This window comes from Paraburkholderia sp. J94 (assembly GCF_905220285.1).
GTDB lineage: Bacteria > Pseudomonadota > Gammaproteobacteria > Burkholderiales > Burkholderiaceae > Paraburkholderia > Paraburkholderia tropica_A.
In genome coordinates, this window is sequence record NZ_CAJMZH010000030.1 from 13,679 (window position 1) to 37,102 (window position 23,424).

The window sequence follows — 23,424 nt, forward strand, 5'->3', positions numbered from 1 at the left end:
ATCAGTCGTTCAGTCGAGCGAGAGCCGCACCGCGAAACCGATCAGGGCCGAGGAAAAGGCCCACTTCTGCACGGTTTGCGCGAGCGGATGCTTGCGCAGCAACACGGCGATGCGCGCCGCGCCCAGCGCATAGATCACGTCGAAGATCGCGCACACGATCACGAGCACGACGCCCAGTTCGAGCACCTGCAGCCAGACGGAGCCCGCCTCCGGGCGGATGAACTGCGGCAGCAGCACCGAGCAGAACAGCAGCGCCTTCGGATTGAGCAGGTTGGTCAGCAAGCCCTTGAGGAAGTCGGCGCGCAACGGCCGCGCCGCCGCCGCGCCGGCCTCGTCCGGCAGCGCGAACACCGGCGCGCGGAAAATCTGCACCGCGATATACGTCAGATACAGCGCGCCCGCATAACGCACCCCTTCATAGAGCCACGGCGCGTTGCGCAGCAGCGCCGCGAGACCGCAGGCGGACAGCGTCACGTGTGTGGCGCGCGCGAGGCCGAGCCCGCAAGCCGCCGAGAAACCCCGGCGCACGCCCCGGCTCATGCTGGTCTGCATCACGAGCGCCATATCCGCGCCGGGCAGCGCGCAGACCACGATCAGGGCGGCAATGAACATGAGCAGCAAATGGGCGGAAATCATGATGGCCTCGCGTGAAAGAGGCTCTATGATGCCGCCAACGATGGAGTGATTTCTGGCGTAATCGTCGAGAAATCCTATATGAGTGAGCAGATTGCCCTAAAATCTACTCATCCATAACTGGAAACCACCTCCCGTCATGAGCGACCTCGACAAACTGGACCGCGCGATCCTCGGCGCGCTGCAAACGGACGGCAGAATGCCGAACGCGCGGCTCGCCGAAACCGTCGGCTTGAGCGAGACGCCCTGTGCGCGCCGCCTCAAGCGGCTCGAGCAGGACGGCTATATCGAGCGCTATCGGGCGATGCTCTCGCGCCGCGCGCTCGGCTACGGCGTGGTCGCCTATGTCTCGGTGCGTTTCGCCGTGCACGATCGCGCGCTCGCCGACCGTTTCGAGCGCGAAGTCTGCGCGATCGAGCGGATACTGTCGTGCCACAACGTCGCCGGCACGGCGGACTATATTTTGATGATCGTCGCGCGCGACCTCGACGACTACGGCACCTTCATGCGCGACGAATTGCGTTCGTTGCCGGGCGTGACCTCGGTCGAATCGGCGCTGTCGCTGCGCGAGGTGAAGTCCGAGGGCAGTTTGCCGCTGCCGTGAACGCCCCACTTTCTCTTTCAAACCGGAGCTATCGATGAACCCAGAACAGGCGCGAGCCGAAGAATCCGCCGCAATGGACCGCGTGCTGACCGCCACCCAGCGCGTGAAGACGGCCTTCAACGCCTTGCAGACGCAGTTTCCGCCGCAGGGCGAAGGCCGTCCGTCGCAATTCGCCTTGACGGCATTCGACGCGGCGCTGCAAGAACTCGAAGACGCCCAGGCGGCGTTCGACGAACTGCTGAACGATCTGCTCGACGGCAATCGCTAATTCAAGGACACAGGCCTGAATCCATGACGCACGACACCTGCGTGGATACGCCGATCGTCACGGTGCTCGGCGCCGGTGTCGTCGTCGAGCGCGGCGGAGCGTGGCTGCTCGGACTGCGGCGAAGCCGCTGGGGTTTCGATACCTGGGGCTTCCCCGGCGGCAAGGTCGAAGCCGGTGAAGATCCGCTCGACGCCGCCGCACGCGAACTGCTGGAAGAAACCGGCCTCACCTTGCTGGCGCCGCGCGCCGCGCAATGGGCGAGCGGCTGGCTCGAAGCGGACCGCGTGCGCCACGTCACGCTGTTCGTCGAGGGCGAGGCACACGGCACGCCGGTCGTGGCCGAACCCGAGAAGTGTGCGCGCTGGGCGTGGTTCACGCGCGAAACGCTGCCCGCCAACCTCTTCGAACCGACGCGCCTGTATTTCGAAACGCGTTAGCGCCGCGCCGCCGTCAACTGGCGCGCGAAGGCCGCGATCCGCTCGCAGCCTTCGACGAGCCGCGCGTCGTCGACCACGAAGCCGAGCCGCACATAGCCGCTCGCCGTTTCGCCGAACGCGCTCGCATCGAGCAGCGACACCTTCTGCGCCTCGAACAACTGCCACGTGAACGCGTGCGCATCGAGTCCTGTGCCGCGCACGTCGATCATCATGAACATGCCCGCCTCGGGCAACAGGCAGCGCAAGCCCGGCACGTCGCGCAAATGCGCAAACACGAGGTCGCGTCGGCGCCGGTAAATCGCGCGCATTTCCGCGACCACGTGCTCGCGCTCCTCCAGCGCCGTGAGCGCCGCCTGCTGGATGAAGCCCGGCAGCCCGTAGAACATGCAAAGCGCGAGACGGCCGAGATGGCCGATCAGCGTTTCGGGCGCGATCACCCAACCGAGCCGCCAGCCCGGCATCGCATGCGACTTCGACAGACTGCCGAGCGTGACGGTGCGCTCCGCCATGCCATCGAGCGTGGCGATGCTCACGTGTTCGCGCTCGAACGTGAGATCGGCATAGACCTCGTCGGAGACCACCCAGAGATCGTGGCGCTGCGCGAGCCGCGCGATGCGTTCGAGATGTTCGCGCGGCATCACCGCGCCGGTGGGATTGCAGGGCGTGGCGAAGAAAATCGCGCGCGTGCGCGGCGTGACCGCGGCTTCCAGCGCATCGCAATCGAGATGAAAGCCGCTGTCGGGATCGACGGGAACCGGCACGAGCGTCGCGCCCGACGCGCGAATCGCGGCCTCGTAAGTCAGATACATCGGCTCGGGCACGAGCACTTCGTCGCCCGCTTCGCATAGACAGAGCGACGAGGCGAACAAGCCGTTCTGCGCGCCCGCGCAAAGGATCACGTTCTGCGCGCTCACTTCGCGCGCGCCCACCTCGCGCTGCATGCGCGCGATGGCTTCGCGCAAGGGCTCGCGGCCCATGATGGAGGTGTAATGCGTGTCGCCCTCGCGCAGCGCCGCCACAGCGCGCTCGACGATGGGCGCGGGCGTCGCGAAATCGGGGTCGCCAACGCTCAGAATGATCACGTCCTCGCCGCGCGCCGCCGCCTGTTGCGCGGCGTGATGGATTTCCCACGCCGACGTGCGCCGGCCCTGCAACCGCTCGACCAGATTCGAAAACTTCATCGTCCGCGACTCCCTGTGGCGAAGCGGCGGCGCGCACCTGCACGCCGCCGCCGTCCCGTATGCGTTGTGTGTTCGATGCGCCCTGCTGTGTCCTTCGCAGGCGCGCGCACAACGATACCAAGGAATCACTGCCCGGAAAAAAAGCGCGCAGGCGTTTCCGAATAGAACATCAGTTCGCCGGAGCGATGCCCCGCGCCGCGAGATTCGCATAGAGCGCGCGCACGCCGAAGGTCCACGGCGTGATCTCGTCGCTGAGTTGCACCGTATTGACGAGCGCGCCCAGTTGCGGCGCGGAAATCGTCACGATGTCGCCGAGATGATGCGTGAAGCCCGAACCCGGCGCATCGCGGTCCTGAATCGGCGAGAACATCGTTCCGAGGAACAGCATGAAGCCATCGGGATATTGATGATGCTTGCCGCAGGTTTGCTCGACGAGTTGCTGCGGATCGCGGCTGATTTCCTTCATATGGCTCACGCCGTCGAGCACGAAACCGTCGTCGCTGCCCTCGACGCGCAGCGCCACGCTCGCCGCGCGCACCGAATCGAGCGTGAAATGCTCGTCGAACAGACGCACGAACGGACCGATTGCGCACGACGCGTTATTGTCCTTGCACTTGCCGAGCAGCAGCGCCGAACGGCCTTCGATGTCGCGCAGATTCACGTCGTTGCCGAGCGTCGCGCCCACCGTCACGCCATGCGCGTTCACCGCCAGCACGATCTCCGGTTCCGGGTTGTTCCAGACCGACGCGCGCAGCAAGCCGATATCCGCGCCAAAGCCCACCGCCGACATCGGCTGCGATTTGGAAAAGACTTCGGCATCGGGACCAATGCCGACTTCGAGATATTGCGACCACGCGCCGCGCCGCTGCAACTCGGCCTTCAATCGCATGGCCGCGTCCGAACCCGGCTCGATCTGCGAAAGATCGCCGCCGATCATCTCCATGATGGTCGCGCGCACGTCGGCGGCTTTCGCGCGGTCGCCGCCCGCCTGTTCCTCGATCACGCGTTCGATCAGGCTCACCGCGAAGGTCACGCCGCACGCCTTGATCGCCTGCACGTCGCACGGCGCGAGCAGCCGCGCATCGGCGTTCGGCGCGCCCGGCAGGCTGGCCGCGAGCACATCCTTCACGTCGCCCAGCAACGCGCCCGGCGCGGTGCGCGCGATCTTGACCGCATCCACGCGGTCGAACAGGTCCGCCGTCGTCGCCACGATGCGCGTGATGTCGAACACCTGGCCGTCGCGCACGACGACCACGCTCGGGCCTTCATGTTCGCCGTCGCGCCGCCAGACGCGCCCGACGAGCAGCGCCTGTTCGAGATCGGCGGGAAGGTAATCCGAAACTGACAAATGGGCCATGACGGGCAACCTGTATCGAGAATGTCGTTGAGGAGCATCGATCGTAGGATCGCGCGTGAACGATGTCCAACAGGATGTTAGTATTTCCAACCTGTTGGATGCACGAACGGATGCACGAACGGATACACGAACCACCGGACCATGACGTCAGCTTACGAAGTGCCCGCGCTCAAGCGCATTCACGACATCCTCGACGTGCTCGCGCACGCGCCGTCGCCCGTGCGCGCGGCCGCCATCGCGGAGCAGACCGGCCTGTCGCGCAGCACGCTGTATTTGATGCTCGATTCGCTCGAACGCCGTCGCTGGATCGAGAAGCGCGCGGACGGCTACATCATCGGCGTGACGCTGTTCGAACTCGGCAGCGCGTATGTGCGTCACGACCAGTTGCAGGAAGTGTTCCGGCGCGAAGCCGCGACCTTCGTGGCCACGCACAACGAAGTGGTGCAACTCGCCGTGCTCGACGGCGCGGAGGTGGTCTATATCGCGCGCGAGGACGCGTCGCGCCCCGTGCGGCTCGTGTCCGATCTGGGTTCGCGGCTGCCCGCGCATTGCTGCGCGCTCGGCAAGGCCTTGCTCGCCAGTCTTTCGGATGACGAAGTAATCGATCTATTGCCGAAGCAGCTTGCCGCGGTCACGAGCCACACCGTCACGCGGCGCCAGGATCTGCTGCAAGCGCTCGCAGCGGTCCGCCGCTCGGGACTCGCGCAGGAGCGCGAGGAGGTCACGGCGGGCCTCTCCTGCTTCGCCGCGTTCGTCGGCGTGACGGTGCTCGGCAAACGCGTGGCGGTCAGCACGAGCCTGCCGCTCGAACGCCTCGACGCGCGCCGCGAAAAACGCATGGCGATCGCCATCGTCGAGATGGCGCATCGCATCGGCAAATCGCTCTGAACACCGGGACTTCACCGCCCGCTCGGACGCGTTAGTGCGAATGCCGCGGTTCGCCGCGCTCCGCGATCACGCGCAGATACAAGGTGGCCGGTTCGAGGCAGCCGCCCGTCGAAAGCTGACCGACCGTCTGCCGATACAACTCCTGCCACGGCGTTTGCGAAGGCGGCGCGTGGAATTCGGCGTCGGCGCGGCGACTTTCGAGTTCCCGCGCATCGATCAGGAGTTCTACGCGACGCGCATTCAGATCGACCTTGATGCGGTCGTTCGTGCGCAGCAGCGCGAGCCCGCCGCCCACCGCCGCTTCCGGCGACATATTCAGTATCGACGGACTCGCCGACGTGCCGCTCTGCCGTCCGTCGCCCATGCAAGGCAATGAGGTCACGCCGCGCTTCACGAGTTCGGCGGGCGGCGCCATGTTCACGACTTCCGCGCTGCCCGGATAACCCACGGTGCCGCAGCCGCGAATCACGAGCATGCAACGCTCGTCGATCGCAAGCGACGGATCGTTGATACGCGCCCGATAATCCTCGGGTCCGTCGAACACGATCGCGCGCGCCTCGAACGCATTTTCCGCGCCCGGCTCGCTCAGATAGGTCTGCCGGAACGCCTCGCCGACCACCGACATCTTCATGATCGCGCTGTCGAAGAAGTTGCCCGAGAGCACGATAAAGCCCGCGCCATGCTTGAGCGGCGCTTCGCACGTATGGATCACGTCGCGATCGGCGGCAACCGCGCCGTCCGCGATATCGCCGATCGTGCGCCCCGACACCGTCTGGCAATCGCCGTGCAGCAGCCCCGCGCGATCGAGTTCGCGCAGCACGGTCGGCACGCCGCCCGCGCGGTGGAAACTCTCGCCCAGATACTCGCCCGCCGGCATGGTGTTCGCGATCAGCGGCACCTGCTCGCCAAACCGCTGCCAGTCTTCGAGCGTGAGATCGATGCCCATGTGACGCGCGATCGCAATCAGATGCGGCGGGCAATTCGTCGATGCACCCAGCGCCGACGCCACGACAATCGCGTTTTCGAACGCTTCGCGCGTCATGATCTTCGAAGGCCGCACGTCGTAACGCACGAGGTCGACGACGCGCTTGCCGGTGCTGTACGCCATCTGCCCGCGCTCGCGATACGCGGCGGGAATGCTTGCGCAACCGGGCAGCGACATGCCGAGCGCCTCGGCGAGACAGTTCATCGACAGCGCGGTGCCCATCGTGTTGCAGTGGCCGATCGACGGCGACGACGCCGTGGTGAGCGCCATGAATCCTTCGTAATCGATTTCGCCCGTCGCCAGCAGATTGCGCGCGTGCCAGATCACCGTGCCCGAGCCCACGCGCTTGCCTTCGTACCAGCCGTCGAGCATCGGCCCTCCCGAGAGCACGATGGCGGGCAGATCGACCGTGGCCGCCGCCATCAGGCACGCGGGCGTGGTCTTGTCGCAACCGGTCGTGAGCACCACGCCGTCGAGCGGAAAACCGTGCAGGATTTCCACGAGCCCGAGATACGCGAGATTGCGGTCGAGCGCGGCGGTGGGACGGCGGCTCTGCTCCGCGAGCGGATGCACGGGAAACTCCATCGGAATGCCGCCCGCGTCGCGAATGCCCGCCTTCACGCGTTCGGCCAGCGCGATGTGATGACGGTTGCACGGCGCGAGATCGCTGCCGGTCTGCGCGATGCCGATGATCGGCCGGCCCGACTGCAATTCCTCGCGCGTGAGACCGTAGTTCATGAAGCGCTCGACGTAGAGCGCGGTCATGTCCGCGTGCGAAGGATCGTCGAACCACTCCTGACTGCGCAGGCGGCGCGGATGCGGCTGAGCCATGATGTCTGTCTCCATTGAGTGCGGACGGCACACAGCGCACGGTCGTTTTTCTGATGCTGTGTTACCGATAACATTTCAATGGTAGCACGGTGCCACGCCGCGATGCAGCCAGGGCAATTACGGCATGAAGACGTGACGCGGTAACGGGCGAGGTCAGGCGCTGTCGCGCGGCACGACGGCGTAGTGGATGCGCGTTTTCACGACGCGACGCGCGCCGGTGTGCTCGCTTTCCTCGGCGGCAAGCGCGCCCAGCATCGCTTCGCCGGTGCGGCGGCCGATGCCGTAGGCGTCGACGGAAACCGTGGTGATGGTCGGATGGCAGCAGCTCGCGATTTCAAAATTGCCGAAGCCGGCTACGGCGATATCCTCCGGCACGCGCAGGCCGCGCCGCTGGCACTCCATGATCGCGCCGAACGCCGACATGTCGCTCACGCACATGACGGCCTGCGTGTCGGGCCAGCGTTCGAGCAGTTCGGCCATCGCCGGGCCGCCGTGACTCATCGTGATCGGCGAGTCGCCGAGGCGCACGGCGCGCGGCTCGCCGAGCCCGAGCGCCTTCAGCTCCATCTGATAGCCCTTCAGGCGATCGAGACCGCGCCGGTCGAGTTCGCTCGCGCCGCCCAGAAAACCGATGCGCCGATGCCCCTTGCCCGCAAGATAACGCACCATCTCGCGCGCGGCGGCGACGTTGGAAAAACCCACCGACATATCGATCGGCTCGGCGGGCAGATCCCACATTTCGACCACGGGCACGCCCGAACGCTGCAACAGCGTGCGCGTCGCCTCCGTGTGCTGCGAGCCGGTGAGCGCGATGCAACGCGGCTGGTGGCGCAGCATCTGGCGCACGAGGCGCTCCTCGCGTTCGAACGAATAATCGGTGTCGCCGATCAGCAGTTCGAGGCCGCGCGGTTCGAGCACGGCGGTCAGACCGCTCACGGTATCGGAGAAGTTCGAACTGGACAGCGACGGCACCAGCACCGCCACGAACGACGAGCGCCCCGAAGAGAGCGCGCCCGCCGCCGCATCGGCGACATAACCGAGTTCGTCGATGGCGCGCTGGACGCGTGCGCGCGTGGCCTCCGAGGCGCTGCGCCCGGCCAGCACGCGGGAAACCGTCATCTTCGACACGCCCGCGAGTTGGGCGACGTCAGACATGCGCGGCGGCGTGGATTTCGAGGCGGGCGTTTTGGCCATCGTGGGACTGGGCTGGAAGAAAACAGCGCATATGATAGCGGCAGCGGCGCGGTCGGCTTCGAGGTCGACTTCGAGGGCCGCTTCGAATGTCCGCTTTCATGTTGCTGTTGCGTTTCTTTTTTTTGCCGCTGACGCACACTGCGACAGCGCGTCCAAACCTGGAGACACGTCATGCCCTCTTCTCCCCGCAGCGTCGCGGACAAGCGCGCCGCCTTCCGCGCCCTGCACGAATCCGGCTGCTTTCTGCTGCCCAATCCGTGGAATCCGGGCAGCGCCCGCTATCTGGAAAGCGTCGGTTTCAAGGCGCTGGCCACCACGAGCTCGGGCTTCGCGTGGTCGCGCGCGCACGCCGACAACTCGCTGACGCGCGACGCCGTGATCGCGCATCTGCGCGAGATGGTCGCCGCCACCGACTTACCGATCAACGCGGACTTCGAGAACGGCTTCGGCGCCAATGCGGCCGGCGTGGCGCAAAGCGTGGGCCTCGCCGTCGATGCGGGCGTCGCGGGCCTTTCCATCGAGGATGCGTCTGGCGATCCCGCGGCACCGCTGTTCGCCATCGACGTGGCGGTCGAACGCATTCGCGCCGCGCGCCGCGCCATCGACGAACGTGGCGGCGACACGCTGCTGGTGGGCCGTGCGGAAAATTTCCTCACGGGCGAGCGCGACCTGCACGATACGATCGCGCGTCTGAAGGCCTATGCGGAAGCGGGCGCCGATTGCCTCTACGCGCCTGGCATCCGCACGCGCGAAGAGATCGTGGCGATCGTGACGGCGGTCGCGCCGAAGCCCGTGAACGTGCTGGTGGGATCGGTATCGGAATTCACGCTGAAGGATCTGGCGGCGATGGGCGTGCGCCGCGTGAGCGTGGGCGGCGCACTGGCGCGCTCGGCGTGGGGCGGCTTCATGCGTGCCACGCAAACGCTGCTCGAAGGCCGCTTCGATGGTTTCATCGACGCAGCGCCCGGAAATCAACTCAATGATTTATTCAGCGATCCGAACTGATTTGTATCGACGATGAAACCCGCCGTGAGTCCTGGCGCTGACTCACGGCATCGCATCACGGCATCGCATTACGGCATCACGAAACGCTTAACGAGCGTAAGCTCGCCCGCCTTGCGCATCGGCACGCGAATCGTCTCGCTCTTTTCGTTCGGCGTGTCTTCGTCGGTGATGATCGTGATCTGCGCAACCGTCATATCGCTGCCGCTGTTGCCGCTGCCGTAGTAATTCACATAGACCAGATACGTGCCATGCAGCGGCGCGGCGCTCGAATAAATTTCCGGGCCATAGCCCGTCGTCACGTCGACGTCGAGCGCGCCGCCGTTCGGCGCGACGCGATCCGCGTAGAACGTATGCACGCCGTCGGGCGACACCACATGCAGGTCGAGGTCGGTGCCGTCGGTGTCCCACGCGAGCACGATGCGCAGACGCGCATGCGTCTTGCCCGCGTAGGCGTCGTAGAACTGCACGCGCTTTTTCGTGCCGTCCGCGCTGCGCAATTCCACGCTATTGCTGCCCGCGCCGAACGCGAACGGCCGCGAGAAACGGCCGTCTTCTTCGATGCGTTGCGGCATCGGCGTGCCGTTCACGACGAGCGTGCCGACCGACGTGCCCGGCTTCGCTTTCGACGCGGCCTTGATATGCCCCGCGATCAGCGCGTTGACCGACTGCCCTTCCGGCGTGCTCACGCCCACCGCCGGATAGTGCACGTCCTGCGTGTAGCGCGCCTCGTCGCCTGCCGAATTGCGCCAGCCGTTCAGCGGCGCGCTGAAGTCGATGGTGTCGGCCTGCGCGGCGCAAGCGGCCGCGCACAGCGCGAGCGCGGAGAGTGCTCGCCCGCCGCGCAAAAGACCACGATAAAGCCGGTTCGGAATCATGTGAGTTCGCTGTTCAGTCGTGTCGATCATGGATGCCGCCTCGTCATGCGGGCTTCACAGCCGCTCGCTTTTCACGAGCACGAGGTCGCCGATCTTGCGCAGCGGCACCACGCGCGTTTCGCGGCGCTCGTTCGGCGTGTTCTCGTTGAAGACTAGCGTGAGCGTGGCGGTGATCACGTCGCGATCGTGCGCGCCCGGATCGAAGTTATAGCCCGTCGAATCGAAATTGCCCCAGTAATTGAGGAAGAAAAGCCAGGTGCCGTGCTCGGGCGCCGCCGACGAAAAAATGCCCGGCCCCGCGCCATCGACGGAATCCACGTCGAAGCCGCTGCCGTCTTCCAGCGTGGGATTCGCGAAGAACGCGTGCAGACCGTCCGGCGTGATCACATGCAGATCGACCTGCGCATGCGGATCGTCCCACGTCACGATCGCGCGCAGCTTCGCTTGCGGCTTGTTGCGATCCGCTTCGTAGAACTGCATGCGCTGATGCTTCGTGCCATCGGCGGAAATGATTTCGATGCTGTTCGAGCCCGCGCCGAATGCCCAGGGCCGCGCGAAAAAGCCTTGCTCGTCGGTATAAAGCGGCGTGGGATTGCCGTTCACGACCAGCGTGGGCGGACGTCGCGCATGCGGATCGACATGCTTCAACTGCCCTTCGATCAAGGTGCGAAAGCGCTGCGCGCCGCGATCGACAGGCGGACGCGGATACGCCGCCACATACTGCTCGCCTTCGTTCGTGAGGCCGCTGTGACGCCAGCCGTTGAACGCGCCGGTGAGACGCGCGAGCGTGCCGGTTTCGTCGGCGCGCGCGTGCGTGGCCGCGAGTGCGCAGCACGCGATGCAGGCCAGCACGAGCGCTCGCTTCGATTTGCGCGGCGCGGCGGCGGCAAACGGTTGAGATTGCGCGAACGGTATCGTCGTCATTCAACTTCCTGTGAGTATCAGCTTGCGCGCGGTCTGCTCGATGAACGCTTCGTCCTGCCCGCGCGGATGATGCGCGAACGCGAGATGCAGATATTCGTGCGCGAGCGCGATGCGGTCGTCGTCGGAACGCAGGCGGCGGATATAGACGCGATTGCGGCCCGCATCGGCATAGGGCTTCCCCGAAATTACTTCGCACACCGCAGGAATTTCCGGCTCCTCATAACCCGCTTCGCCCGCGAGACGTTGATCCCATTTCGGCGTTTCGCGGCGCAGCCAGTCGCGCGCGCCGATCACCGGTTCGCAGTCGCCTGCAAGCGGACTCGCGAACGACGTGAGCGTGGCTTCAGGCCAGGTGCGCGCGAGAATCGCGTCGAAGCTCAGGCCGCGTTGCGCCGCCGCGCGCGCGTCGAGCCAGCTCATCTGGCCGGGCGCGGCCTTGTCGTGATGGAACTGCACGGGCACGCCCGCGAGCACGAGACCGTCGGTGAAATCGGCGGCGTTGCGCGACGCGGCGCGCGGCGCACGCGGCAACACGCGTTGCGTGCGGCTGCTGTCGTCGATGCGGTAACAGCCGCGATCGCGGCCCGCATGCTGCACGAGATAGCTGCGCGCGGCCACAGCCAGCGCGCGCGCCGCCTGCGGCTCGGCCGTATCGCCTTCGCGCTCCACCACGCGCGCCACGTAGTCGTTCATGCCGAAGCGCCCGACGATGCGCGGCTTGCCGGCTTCGTCGCGATCGAGCAGCAGTTCGCCGTGACTTTCGATGGGCAACGCGTTGCCGTTTTCGAAGCTCACGCTATAGGCGCCGTCGAGCAGGCCGGGTTGCACGGGACGTCCGCCCGCGCGCGTGTCGAAGACGTTTCGTATCGGGTACCGGGAGAACATATCGACGACCACACACGCGCGGTCGTCCGGCACGGCGCTTTGCGCGATCAGCGGCGCGATGCGCGGCGCGGCGGCGGCGAGCACGCGCACGCTGCCACCGCGTCCGCCGAGCCAGACCGGCGTGCCGTCCGCGAGCCAGCCCGCCGCGCCGCCCTCGTAGCCGCCCGGATTCGACGGATCGGGCATCGTCCAGGTCTTCGCGCGCAGCAGGCTGCCGTAGAGCGAAACCGTGCCTTCGCCGCGCCCGCTCGTGACGACCGAGACCAGCGTGTTCGCGGTGTCGTCGCGCGCTCGCGCAGGCACGCTTTGGAGCGCGGCGAGCAGTTCGCTCACGCGCACGCGGCGTTCGGGCCGCAGCGCATAGAGATCGAGCAGCCACGCGGGCGCCTTGCGCGCGCGCCAGTACTGGCGCCAGCCCGCCGGATCGAGTTCAAGACGATGCGGTTCGAAGAACAGGCCGCACGATTGCACGAGCGCGTGATCGCGGTCGATGTGGCCGCCCGTCATGCAGCAGTAGACCTCTTCGCGGTCGTGGCCGTCGCACTGGTAATCGGGCGCGGCGATCTGGCGGTCGACGAGATACGCGTAGACGAACAGCTTCCAGACGCTGCCGAGCGGCGTCTCTAGCGTGGCGGGCAGCGGCTCGCCGGGGCCTTGCGCGGCGGTGTCGCTGCCAGCAGCGAGCGTCCACAGACGCGCGTCCGCGCCGTCGCGCAGCCAGGCGAAGCGCAGCGCCGATGCGGGCGCGACCGCATGGTTGTCTGCGGCGCTCACTGCGCCGACAGGCTTCGCTGCGTTCGCGGCCAGCGCCGCTTGCGGCCCCCAGGCCGCCAGCGCGAGCGCGAGTGCCGCGCCCCAGCCGACGATGCGCGCTTTCATCTAACGCCTCACTCGACACGCAGCGTGACCATACGGTCGCTGCGCCCGCCTTCGTACGCCTTCTGCTCGGGCTGATACATGCGGAAATAGCGCGCGGGCGGCAGCGTGAACGTGCCCGGCAACGCGAAGCGCACGAGCTGGCGCAGCGCGACCGGCTTGTCGAGCAACGGCACCGGCTGGTGATAACTGAGATCGCCCATTTCATAGCTCGCCGCGCGCGCGAACGGCTGCGGACCGCTACCGCCCTCGCCCGTGCCAGGCAGACCGTCGATGCTCACGCCCCAGCTCGTCGCCTCCACTGAACCGCCCGGCGGCAACGGCACGTCGAGCAGGCCGTAATGCAGCGCGCCGTTGCCTTGCGGCGTGAGCGTCACTTCGTCGACATAGAGCGCGTTGCTGTCGATCGCATCGCCGGACTTCACGCGATGCGCCGCGAACGTGAAGCGGCCCGCCTCCTTGCCCGCGTCGGTCGACGGCTTGATCGGATCGAGTCGATACAGCGTGCGTTCGAGCTTCACCGGCAAGCGGCTCGCCTGCGCCGCGCGGCTGCGATACGAAACCAGCGCCGTCGCGTCGGGCCGCGCGCCGCCGATATCGAGCGAGACCGGCAGCGCGGCACCCGTCCACTTCCAGACGCTCGCGCCCGTGGGCGTGGCCGCGCGCGTCCAGCCACTGCCTTGCAGCGTCGGCAAGGGCTGCTGCGTGTCGCCGGCGCGCGAACCGGCCATCGCCTTGCGCAGCCACAGCAGCGTGAGCGCGCGATCGACAGTCGGATACGTTGCGCTGCTTTGCAGAAGCACGGCATTCGCGTCGACGGGCGTGCCCGCGTCGCCGGCCATCGCCAGCAGGCTCTGGATCAGCGGCGTCGGGTTGCCCATCAGCGAGGCGCGGGCGCGCGCCGCGAGCGTGTCGAAGCCTTCGGGCAGGCTCGCGTTGGTCACGCGCGCGGTGTAAGCGGTCAGCACCACGGCCGCCTGCAAGCCGCGCGCCGAATCGGGCGCGGCGAACACGAGGCTGTCTTCCGGCGCATAAGCGGCGTTCGCCGATTGTTTGGCATCCTGATCAAACATCGACGAGGCTTGTTGCGCAAGCTGACCCGCCACGCCCGCGACCGGCGTCGCGACCGGCTGGCCCATTTGCTGCAACAGCCAGAGCGCGAGCGCGCGATGCAGCAGCGGCTCCTTCGCACCGTTGTCGCGATAGACGTCGAGCGCGTGCTGCCAGTTGCTGTCCGGCAGCGTGATGCCGACGCTGCGGCTCGCGAGCCAATCCGCGTAATACGCATAGGCCGTGATGAACGCGCTGCCGCCCGTGGTATCGCCCCACCAGCCGAACGCGCCGTTGATGCCCGCAAGCTGCGCGAGACGCTGACGCTGATTGCGCAACCGCGCTTCGATGCCTTGCGTCGCGCTCTGCGGACTCGCGGCATCGGCGTCGCGGCCCAGCGCATCGTGTGCGAGCGCGAGCGGAATCAGGCGGCTCGACGTTTGCTCGGCGCAACCGTACGGATAGTCGATGAGGTCGTCGGCGACGCGCGCGAACTGGCTCGTGCCGTTCGAGACGAGACGCACGCGCACGTCCTGCGCGTCGGGCGCGAGTGCGAGCGGCTTCGGATTCGTGTCGAGCGTGACGGGCACCTCGCGCAGATCGAGCCAACCGGGCGCACCGAGATTCACCGAGGTCTGCAAACGATCGACGGGCTTGCCGTTCACGCTCAGGCTCGCATCGACGAGACCCGGCGTAAGCGTCGCGCGCGGCAGCGCCAGATAATTCGCGCCGGGCTTGAGCGTGACCTTGCGATCGATCGCGAGACCCGCGCCGTTCACGGTCCATTGCGCGTCCACATTCGCGTTGCCCTGATTGAACGCGAGCATGTCGATCACCGGCTGGTCGCCGCTGCGGAAACTCGCGGGGCTGCTCCACTTCAGGTACAGCGCTTTATCGGAGCGCACGTAGGCGGTACGCTGGCCCACGGTGCCATCGGCGGAAATCGCGCGCACGGTGATGCGCCAGCGCGCGAGCGCGTCGGGCATCTTGAAGGTCATGCGCGCGTGACCGCTCGCGTCGGTTTGCAGATCGCCTTGCCACGCGGCCGTGTCGATGTCGTCGCGACGCGGACGTTCGAGCACCTTCACGCCGCGCTCGTTGTACTGGCCGCGCTGCGGACCGCCGGGCGCGCCGCGCATCGCCGACACCGCGAGGTCGTACGTGATGAACGAAAGGCTCGACGTCGTGCGCACGTTATTGCGGCGCGGATGATAGAAAAAGTCGACGATGTCCGGCGCGATTTCCGGTTGCAGCACGTAGACCATTTCGTCGACCACGCTCACGGTCAGATGCGCGGGCAGCGGCTTGCCGCCCAGCGTGCTGCCGAGATCGAGCGTGACGGTTTCGCCCGGCGCGTAGACCGGCTTGTCGCTTTTCACCGCGAGATCGATCGATGGCTTGGCGACCACGATGCCCGCGTTCTGGAACACGTATTCGCCGTCGTGCACGTAGAGCACGGAGAACGTCATGTTCGGCGCGAACTCGGGACCGACCTTGATGCGCGCCTTCCATTGCGTGGGCGCGACGCGCGTGAGGCTCAGCCAGTCCGCGCCGGCCGAGAGCAGCGCGCGCGCTTCCACGCTGTCGCGTTCGAGCGTGAGCAGCGCATCGTCCACCGCATAAGGGAACGTGATGAGCGCCTCCGCCGTGTCGCCGATGCGATAGCGGTCTCGATCGAACACGATCTCGACGCTGCCCGGAATCGCCTTGAGCCCGTCGCCCGCGACCCAATGGCTCGACGCCGCGAGCAGATTGCCCGCATCGTCCTTCACCGAAAGCATGTACGAGCCCGGCTCGGCGAATTCGAGCAGGAAATTCACGCGGCCATCGGCGCTCGCGGCGGGCAGCGTGCCCTCCGCCTTGGTCTGCGATTCGAGGCGCAGCCATTCCCACTTCGCGGGCTTGTGCGCGGGAGCGTTGGCGTTCGCGTTACCATTCGCGCTGGAATTCGCGAGCGCCGCGAGCGTGAACGTCACACGCTCGTGCGGCTGCGAGAACGACTTCGCCGTGGTCAAACGATACGGCGTGGCGCCGCGCGCGATCAGCACTTCGCGCGTCACGCGCACGCGATACGCAGCGCCGTCCTGCGCGAACAGCGTGAGCGCATAACGGCTCGGGTCCTTCGCGGCGGGCAGCGTGAGCGTGACGTTGCCATCGCTATCGATTTCCAGTTCCTGCTGTTCGAGCTTCACCGGAAAGAGACCCGCGTAGCGCAATTCGCCGTCGACGATCGCCACCTTCTGCGCGCGCAGCGTGACCGACACCTTGCCGTTCTTCACCGGCTTGCCGTCGGGATAACGCAGCGAGATCTTGCCCTTGGGCGTGTCGCCGGTCGCGTAGTCCGGCTTGTCCATCGTGAGGTTCACGTCGAAGTGCGGCTTCACGTATTCAGCCACGCGGAACGCGCCGCCGTAGCTGTCGCCGTTGTAGTCGAAGCGCAGCGTGTAGCCGCCGCCTTGCGCCGCGGACGGCAGCGTGAACGTGGTTTCGCCGCCGGTTTCCGAGGCGAAATCCACGCTGCGCGTCGCGATGGGCGCGCCATTCGGATCGAGCACATCAAGTTTGAGTTGCGCGGGCGCGGCCGGCGTCGACTGATTCGCGCTCTGGAACGTGCGGCCGATGAACTTCACATGCACCGCGTCGCCGGGACGATAGAGCGGACGGTCGGTGACCGCGTAGATCTTGGTGTTGTAGATCTCGCTGTCGTAGTAGAAGTTTTCCGATACGAACACGCCGCCTTGCGGATCGCTGCCGATCACGTAGCTGCGCTCCGGCGAAACGTGCTGAAGCACGAGCGCGCCGTCCGCGCCCGTTGCGCCGCTTTGCAGCACGCCCACGCCGTCGGTCCAGCTCACATCGGTATTCGCCACGGGCTTGCCGTTGTCGCGGCGCGCGGTCCACACGAGCATGCCGCTCGACGCGGCCTTGACCACGGCGACCGTATCGGACACGAACAGCAGCGTATGCGCGCGGTAATTGCCGATGATCGCCTCGACGAGATAGAGACCCGGCGGCAGCTTGCCGACCGGAATCATCACGTTGCCCGACGACGCCTCGATGAAGTTGCTGCTGCTCCCCGCGAGATTCACGCCCTTGGGCGGTTGAATGGTCTTGGCGTTCCAGATCGGATAGCGAAAACGCGTGACCAGATCGTAGCCGCGCAGCGGCGCGAAATGCGATTGCGGTTCGAAATGCGTCGGCGTGCCGGTCTGCTCGCCGAGCTTGAATTCGGGCTTCGCCTCGGTCACCTTCGTGCGCGTCGCGAACGACAACACGCGCTGCCACGCGCGGCGCGCGTCGCTGACCCAGCGATCCCAGAGATACGCGAGTGTGTTCGCGAGCCCTTCGCCCTGATAGTTCGGCTTGATATTCAGGCGATGCAGATTCTTCTGCGCCTTGAGGAATTCGAGCGGCTTCGGCACCTTGTAGACGACGACATCCGCGCCGCCATAGGCTTCGAGTTCCGACTGGAATTCGCGGCCCGGCGCTTCCAGCCGCACCTGTGCAAGCTGATTGCTGCCGTAGCTCGCGTCGGAGAGCAGGAAGAACGGCTGGCCGCGCACGACCTGACTGTCGTAGCCGCTGGACGTGGGCGCGCCAAGCGTGGGATTCGCGTCGATGTTCTGTTGTGCGGCGTTGGCGCTGTCACTGTCGTCGGCCCAGGCGGGCGTCGCGCTCATACCGACACACACGGCGAGCAAAGCGAACAGTGACGCGAATCGTGCGCCGGGTTTCGCACCGGAAATACGCGTGAAGAATAGGGAAAACACAGGGCGGGCGAGCAGACGTTGCATGGCGGCACTCATGGCGTCAGAAACGCGAAACGAAACACACCGACGAAATTCGGATTGCCGTCGAACGGCTGCCAGCGGGAATCTTTCCATTGCATCAGATCGGAAACGGCCACGGCGCGCAGACCACTGTCGGTCGGCGTGACGGTGCCCGTGTGATAAGCGATGTAGCGATCGAGCCAGATCATCAGATGCTGGTCGTCGCCTTGATCGAAGAACAGCAGGTCGCCCGGCAGCGCCTGGTTGACGTCGCGCGAGACGAAGCGGCTGTTGCGTTGCACGAGCGCGATGGCCGAGGCATACGCGCCCACGCTGCCGTCGATGCGCGTCCAGCGGTTCGCGAGCGCGCGTTGCTGCGCGTGCAGTTGCAGTTCGGGCGGCAGGCGGCTCGCATCGGCTGCGCTGTTCATGCCGTTGGCCTTGAGCCAGCGCGCGTCGTGTTCGCGCAGCGCTTCCATGGCCGCGAAGCGCACGAGTCCCGCGCAGTCGCGTTGCGTCCAGCGCGGCGTGGGCCCGCTGCGCATCTGCTGATCGACGATGCGCACGAACCACGCGCGGAATACGGCGGATTGCTCGGGCGTGAGCGCGTCGGGGTCGGGCGCGGCCTGGGTCGGCATGAGCGCGTACACGGGCTGCGCGAGCGCGGCGCTCGCGAGCAGCGCACCCGCCGACGCGCAGCGCAGAAGGAACTCGCGGCGCATCGTCATTCGCCGCTCGTGCCGGGCTGCGCCGGTTGATCGGTTGCGGCTGCGTTGTCCGCGTCGGCGTCGTCGTTCTGCGCTGCGCCGAGCGGACGCCCTGCCGCCGCATCGCCGCGCGGACCGGCGCTCGCACGCGGCTCGAAGTGCCATTCGACCGGCACCCAGCCCAGCGAGGATGGCAGCGAATCGGGCAAGCTCAGCGCGAGCGGCGGATAGCTCGCGACCGCGTGCAGCTTCGGCAGCAGATGCGTGCGCGCGGCGTTGCGGAAGATCGCTTCCTGATCGGCCGGCAGCGCGCGGCCCGACTCGCGCTCGACGAGCGCGGCGGCCGCGGACGGCGTCACCGACATCATCGTGGTCGAGAGACGCTGCGGCGCAAGCGTATCGGCGATCGCGGGATAGCGCTTGTCGAGCACGGCGAGCGTGTCGTCGACGAGGCGCGCATCGGGCGAGAACACCACGTAGCCGTGCGCGAGCGCGAGCGTCACCGGGAAGTAGCGCGGAGCGGAAAGCTGCGCCGCGTACGGCGAGCCCGCGCTTTGCGCCGTGCCGGAGCGCGCGCTCACGGCGCGCGTCCAGAGCGTGACGCCAGCCGAGACGTCGCGCGATTGCACCTGCAGGCGGCGATAGCCCGCTTCATCGCCGGCCTTCGCTTCGTAGGCGCCGATCGCGTCGCCGAACACGCTCGCGAGCGCGCCCTTGAGCGCCGCGAGTTGCGTGGCGTCCTGCGTGGCCTCGGGTTTGAGGCGCGCGACGAACACGGGCGCGACGAGCGTCGACTTCGCGTACCAGCACACGCCCGCCGGTCCCGCGAACTGCTCGCGCAGGATCTTCGACGCGCCCTGTTCAGCGTCGCCGAGCTTGCCGAGCAGGTCGGCGGCATCGTTCCAGTCGACCGGCAGGCTCGCGCAGGCCGCCGCGTTCGCGGGCAACGCGCGCCAGATATCTGCGCTGTTCCAGTGCTGCGGAAGATGCGCGGGATCGATCAGCGCGGCCGTGCTCCATGCGCCGCTTGCGTCGGTTGCGTCGGTGCTGGCTTGGGTGTTCGTGTTGCTCGCGGCGTTGTTGCCCGACGCGTGCGAGGCGGCGAAATCGAAGCGCAGCGCGTTGATGCCCGAGAAAAAGGCCTGATAACCGAACGAGAGATAGTTCACCGAAACGATCACGCGATGGCCGCTCACCTCGGGCGACGCGTTGTCGAGGCGATAGCTCCGCAGTGCGTCCGCGCCGCCGTCGTCGAGCATCTGCGCGAGCGCCTTCGCGCGTTCGCCGATGGCCTTGCCGTCGGCGTCGAGCAGGATGCCCGGCTCGGACATGACAACCAGGCGGTCGCCTTTCGCCGCGAACAACAACGTGTGGCCGACCGCAAGCTTGAGCGCGTAGACGGGCACGTCGCCGGACAGCGTGCCGGCCTGGTTCAACTGCGTGTCGCTCGCGGCGACGTTGGCCATTGCCTGCATCAGCTTCGCGAGGCCATTGCGGCGCATCGTCATGACCCAATAGCCGAGCCGGCCATCGGGCGAGCGCCACAACAGCACGCGCGACGGTTCGTCGAATACGCGCTTGATGATTTCATCGCGCCAATCGAGATCGTGTTCGAACGCGAGACGGCGCACAGCGCCTTCGGCGGAAAGGCGCGTGGAATTCGATTCGTAATAGTCGACGAAATCGCGCGTAAGCAGGCTATGCAGCAAAGGCACGCGAATCATGTCGCGCGGCAGGCGGGAAAGCGCCACGCTGTCGATGATGGCGTCGGGATATCGAATATCGAATGCGACTTCGTGTGAACGAAACGCCCCTTTACCGCCGAATGGCCGCCAGATCGCCTGAATGGCGACCAGCGCAACGATTAACACCGCGGCCGTGATGGCGGCCTTTTTGCGCGTGAACTTCATGGGATCGATCGCCCTGAAATTGAATATGGGTCTTGTCCTGCACCGCTGCGCGACTCACGCCGACGGGAATTAATCGCCGGATGCCTCCACATTTTTCACGAACGGCTTTATGCAGCTGGCCGAATATTAACTGAAAGCTGTTTTAAAAGCATGTCGAATTTGTGATTTTTTGACAATATCGATTATGCATATTGCTTATCAGATTTAATAAACACGGAAAGTCATCGATTAATTCATTTCGACTTCGCTGTGATGTACGTCATTAGCGATTCGAAATTCAACACACCGATGATGGCGCACGCGCCGCCTTATTGCCCGGATGCGCCACACCGTGCGCGCACCTCGCTCGCGATCTCTCTTTCAAACTCGTTACACGCAAGGTCGTCAATCAACATGGCATAAAACCGAGGATCAGGGTCACTACCTGGACATAGTTGCTTGACACTTTACGTCTTGTCTAACAACAATTCCTGCTCGAATCCGCGACCTCAGCGTCGTCGGAGTCGCGCTCAAGCACAACGAGAAGACACCTAAGTCCATTCGCGAGACAAAAACAGGAGGCGTTACCCATGCCAACGCAGAACAACGACAACGGCCTCGCCCCGGCGCGCGCATCCGGCGCACCGGCCTCTCCAGCCCGCCGCAGCTTCATGGCCTTCGCGGGCGCCACGGCGGGCGCGAGCCTGCTCGGCACCCTGCCCGGCTGCGGCGGCTCGACGACCGCCGCGAGCACTTCGAGCGCGGGCACCGCCGCCTCCGTCGATCCGATCTGGGGCGCAGGCGGCGCGGCCCAGCAGATCATCGATGCGGTACAGCACGTCGCGCTGTCGATGTTCCCATCCACCGATTACCTCGTGACGAGTTACGGCGCGCAAGCGCTCACCACGCAGGTCGTGGCCGCGACGGCGTGGAGCCCCGCGATTCCCTGGCTCGGGCAGACCGCTTCGCCGACGAGTCCGGGCGCCGACCAGATGGTGTCGTCGTCGCTGACGGGCACGGCGTACGATTCGCGCACGGCGTTCAACCGGGCGATCGCGGCGGCCAACGCAGCGGGCGGCGGACGCGTGGTCGTGCCGGCGGGCAACTGGTATTGCGGCGGACCGATCGTACTGCTTAGCAATGTGAACTTTCACCTGAGCGCGAACTGCACGATCTATTTCAGCCCGAATCCCACCGATTACGCCGTGGACGGGCCGCATGCGACGGCCAACGGCAATCTGTACTGGACGCGCTGGCAAGCCAACGATTGCCTGAATTTCGGCTCGCCCATTTACGCGTATCAGCAGCAGAACATCGGGCTCACGGGCGAAGGCGACAGCTCGATTCTCAATGGTCAGTCGATGACGCCGGCGCAGGCGAACGGCGTCACGCCGTCGTTCTGCTGGTGGACCTTCAAAGGCACGAACGGCGCGTATGGCTGCGCGAGTTCATCGACGCCATCGCAAGCCTATGTGAACCCGAACAATGCCGCGCTCACCACGTTGAGCAGCTCGGCGATGACGAATCCCGAGGCCGCCACCCTGCTGCCGCTGCTCGATACCGGCACCGCGTGGGCGCAGGATCAGAACTATTTGCCGGCGCTCGCCGAACTGGGCGTGGCCGTCACGCAGCGCGTATTCGGCAACGGTCATTACCTGCGCCCTTGCATGGTCGAATTCATCGGCTGCACCAACGTGCTGATGCAGAACTACCATACGCAGAACACGCCGTTCTGGCAGCACCATCCGACCGATTGCAAGAACGTGGTGATTCAGGGCGTATTCGCGGACAGTATCGGCCCGAACAACGATGGTTTCGATCCCGATGCGTGCAGTTACGTGCTTGCCGATGGCGTGACCTTCAATACCGGCGACGACTGCATTGCGATCAAGTCCGGCAAGGCGCTGGATATCGAATATGGCCCGGCGCAATATCACGTGATTCAGAATTGCACGATGAATAGCGGCCATGGCGGCCTCACACTCGGCAGCGAAATGAGCGCGGGCGTCCAGAATATTTACGCGCGCAATCTGAATATGCTCAATGAGAATTGGGCGACCAATCCGTTGAATATTGCGATTCGCATCAAGACGAATATGAATCGCGGCGGTGCGGTGCAGGACGTGTGGATTGACGGCGTGACCTTGCCTAATGGCGTGACGCTCGTCGGCAAGGGTTATGGCGCGAACAATATGATTGCGGGAAGTCCGATTACCGCTTCGGTGCCCGTCGGCACGACGAGTTCGGCGGGATCGAATCCGGCGGCCTCGCAAGGCGGCTTGATCACGTTCGATTGCGATTACAGTCCCGCCGGTGACGCGGTGCGCATCAGTCCGCCTGTCGTGAAGAACATCAATATCTCCAACGTCACGGCCAGTAACGTGACGTCGGGCAGTACAACGGCTTCGTGCTTTCAGGCGATCGTCGCGCAAGGGCCGGTTGCCGCCGACTACAACGGCCCGGCGCCCGCGCCGACCGTGCTGCCGATCAGCGGGGTGACGATCACGAATTGCAATCTCGGCACGCCGGTCTGCAACGGAACCACATCGGCGACAAATGCCGGGGTGATTTACGTGAACAACGTGAATGCGATTACGCTGAACAACGTCGTGATCGGCGGGACGACGTACAACACTTCGCTGGTGGGATAGCGTCGATTGATGGCGCCCGGCGTTGCGTCGGGCGCATTATCGGACGCATGGGAATCAGCGGCGATTCAATCGGCTTCGCGCGCAGGGATGATTTGCGCGGTGATGGTACGGTTATTCCAGAAGATGTGATGCACGCGAGGTTGCAGTGTGCGCAGTATTTCCTCGCTTGCACTCGCGTAGTGCAGCAGCGCTGCCGGATGCGTACCGGTGCCCGTCACGCGCTGAATCTGATCGAAGGACGGGAATCCGTACTTCTGCAAAAACGCGTTGATCTCTTCGTCGGGGACGTTTTCTTCTACGTTTCCAAGCAGCAAGTCGGCCATATTGCCTCTCTCCGCAGTCGATATCGACATGCACATTCAACGTTCGTATGACGATGATAGTGTGCAGTGCAACATCGTGCCTGGAACTTGC

At 65.8% G+C, this 23,424-nt stretch carries 18 protein-coding genes; 6 read left to right on the top strand and 12 right to left on the bottom strand.

Annotated elements, in window-relative coordinates; translation table 11 throughout:
* Positions 1 to 9: 9 nt before the first annotated feature.
* Entirely contained in the window at positions 10 to 636 is a 627-nt protein-coding gene (locus U4Y88_RS36970; RefSeq protein WP_310632521.1) for a LysE family translocator, read from the bottom strand.
* Between the two features lie 136 nt (positions 637 to 772).
* Between U4Y88_RS36970 and U4Y88_RS36975 the strand changes: the two genes are divergently transcribed.
* From U4Y88_RS36975 to U4Y88_RS36985, 3 genes are read left to right on the top strand one after another with little or no spacing between them, the layout of a single operon-like run.
* Entirely contained in the window at positions 773 to 1,237 is a 465-nt protein-coding gene (locus U4Y88_RS36975) for an Lrp/AsnC family transcriptional regulator (protein ID WP_224015266.1), read from the top strand.
* A 34-nt stretch (positions 1,238 to 1,271) separates the two neighbouring features.
* Positions 1,272 to 1,505 carry a hypothetical protein gene (locus tag U4Y88_RS36980; RefSeq protein ID WP_224015264.1) on the top strand — a complete coding sequence of 78 codons (234 nt, stop codon included), beginning with the start codon at positions 1,272 to 1,274 and terminating at the stop codon, positions 1,503 to 1,505.
* A 23-nt stretch (positions 1,506 to 1,528) separates the two neighbouring features.
* The gene (locus tag U4Y88_RS36985; RefSeq protein ID WP_321789961.1) at positions 1,529 to 1,942 is read left to right on the top strand and encodes an NUDIX domain-containing protein; all 414 of its coding nucleotides are present in this window, start codon (positions 1,529 to 1,531) and stop codon (positions 1,940 to 1,942) included.
* Here the strand turns inward: U4Y88_RS36985 and U4Y88_RS36990 are convergent.
* Positions 1,939 to 3,123, bottom strand: coding sequence for a pyridoxal phosphate-dependent aminotransferase (locus tag U4Y88_RS36990; RefSeq protein WP_321789963.1), 1,185 nt, complete (start codon positions 3,121 to 3,123; stop codon positions 1,939 to 1,941). The two genes, U4Y88_RS36985 and U4Y88_RS36990, sit on opposite strands and share 4 nt — an antisense overlap.
* A 169-nt stretch (positions 3,124 to 3,292) precedes the next feature.
* Positions 3,293 to 4,480, bottom strand: a complete 1,188-nt coding sequence (locus tag U4Y88_RS36995; RefSeq protein ID WP_321789965.1) for a fumarylacetoacetate hydrolase family protein — start codon at positions 4,478 to 4,480, stop codon at positions 3,293 to 3,295.
* 141 nt (positions 4,481 to 4,621) lie between these two features.
* Between U4Y88_RS36995 and U4Y88_RS37000 the strand changes: the two genes are divergently transcribed.
* Positions 4,622 to 5,368, top strand: a complete 747-nt coding sequence (locus U4Y88_RS37000) for an IclR family transcriptional regulator (protein WP_224015256.1) — start codon at positions 4,622 to 4,624, stop codon at positions 5,366 to 5,368.
* Positions 5,369 to 5,399: 31 nt separating this feature from the next.
* Here U4Y88_RS37000 and U4Y88_RS37005 read toward each other — a convergent pair whose 3' ends face one another.
* Together U4Y88_RS37005 and U4Y88_RS37010 are read right to left on the bottom strand one after the other, a co-directional pair.
* The gene (locus tag U4Y88_RS37005) at positions 5,400 to 7,184 is read right to left on the bottom strand and encodes an IlvD/Edd family dehydratase (protein WP_321789967.1); all 1,785 of its coding nucleotides are present in this window, start codon (positions 7,182 to 7,184) and stop codon (positions 5,400 to 5,402) included.
* Positions 7,185 to 7,337: 153 nt separating this feature from the next.
* Positions 7,338 to 8,339, bottom strand: coding sequence for a LacI family DNA-binding transcriptional regulator (locus U4Y88_RS37010; RefSeq protein WP_321789969.1), 1,002 nt, complete (start codon positions 8,337 to 8,339; stop codon positions 7,338 to 7,340).
* Between the two features lie 210 nt (positions 8,340 to 8,549).
* Here U4Y88_RS37010 and U4Y88_RS37015 point away from each other — a divergent pair, with 210 nt between their 5' ends.
* Positions 8,550 to 9,383 carry an isocitrate lyase/phosphoenolpyruvate mutase family protein gene (locus tag U4Y88_RS37015; RefSeq protein ID WP_321789971.1) on the top strand — a complete coding sequence of 278 codons (834 nt, stop codon included), beginning with the start codon at positions 8,550 to 8,552 and terminating at the stop codon, positions 9,381 to 9,383.
* 68 nt (positions 9,384 to 9,451) lie between these two features.
* Here the strand turns inward: U4Y88_RS37015 and U4Y88_RS37020 are convergent, their stop codons facing one another.
* The 6 genes from U4Y88_RS37020 to U4Y88_RS37045 form a co-directional block, all read right to left on the bottom strand.
* Positions 9,452 to 10,258, bottom strand: a complete 807-nt coding sequence (locus tag U4Y88_RS37020) for a YfaP family protein (protein WP_321789988.1) — start codon at positions 10,256 to 10,258, stop codon at positions 9,452 to 9,454.
* A 54-nt stretch (positions 10,259 to 10,312) separates the two neighbouring features.
* The gene (locus U4Y88_RS37025) at positions 10,313 to 11,182 is read right to left on the bottom strand and encodes a YfaP family protein (protein WP_321789973.1); all 870 of its coding nucleotides are present in this window, start codon (positions 11,180 to 11,182) and stop codon (positions 10,313 to 10,315) included.
* Complete coding sequence (locus U4Y88_RS37030) at positions 11,183 to 12,946, bottom strand: DUF2300 domain-containing protein (protein WP_321789975.1); 1,764 nt, start codon at positions 12,944 to 12,946, stop codon at positions 11,183 to 11,185.
* Positions 12,947 to 12,954: 8 nt separating this feature from the next.
* Positions 12,955 to 17,673, bottom strand: coding sequence for an alpha-2-macroglobulin (locus U4Y88_RS37035; protein ID WP_321789977.1), 4,719 nt, complete (start codon positions 17,671 to 17,673; stop codon positions 12,955 to 12,957).
* Between the two features lie 122 nt (positions 17,674 to 17,795).
* Entirely contained in the window at positions 17,796 to 18,491 is a 696-nt protein-coding gene (locus U4Y88_RS37040; RefSeq protein WP_321789979.1) for a DUF1175 domain-containing protein, read from the bottom strand.
* A complete protein-coding gene (locus U4Y88_RS37045) occupies positions 18,488 to 20,380 on the bottom strand; it encodes a DUF2138 family protein (RefSeq protein WP_321789981.1) in 1,893 nt (630 codons plus the stop codon). Before U4Y88_RS37045 ends, U4Y88_RS37040 begins: the two co-directional genes overlap by 4 nt.
* 569 nt (positions 20,381 to 20,949) lie before the next feature.
* On the opposite strand from U4Y88_RS37045, the gene U4Y88_RS37050 reads away from it, so the two are divergent.
* Complete coding sequence (locus tag U4Y88_RS37050) at positions 20,950 to 23,010, top strand: glycoside hydrolase family 28 protein (RefSeq protein ID WP_321789982.1); 2,061 nt, start codon at positions 20,950 to 20,952, stop codon at positions 23,008 to 23,010.
* 65 nt (positions 23,011 to 23,075) lie between these two features.
* Here the strand turns inward: U4Y88_RS37050 and U4Y88_RS37055 are convergent, their stop codons facing one another.
* Positions 23,076 to 23,333, bottom strand: a complete 258-nt coding sequence (locus U4Y88_RS37055; protein WP_224015240.1) for an RNA-binding protein — start codon at positions 23,331 to 23,333, stop codon at positions 23,076 to 23,078.
* Positions 23,334 to 23,424 lie beyond the last annotated feature (91 nt).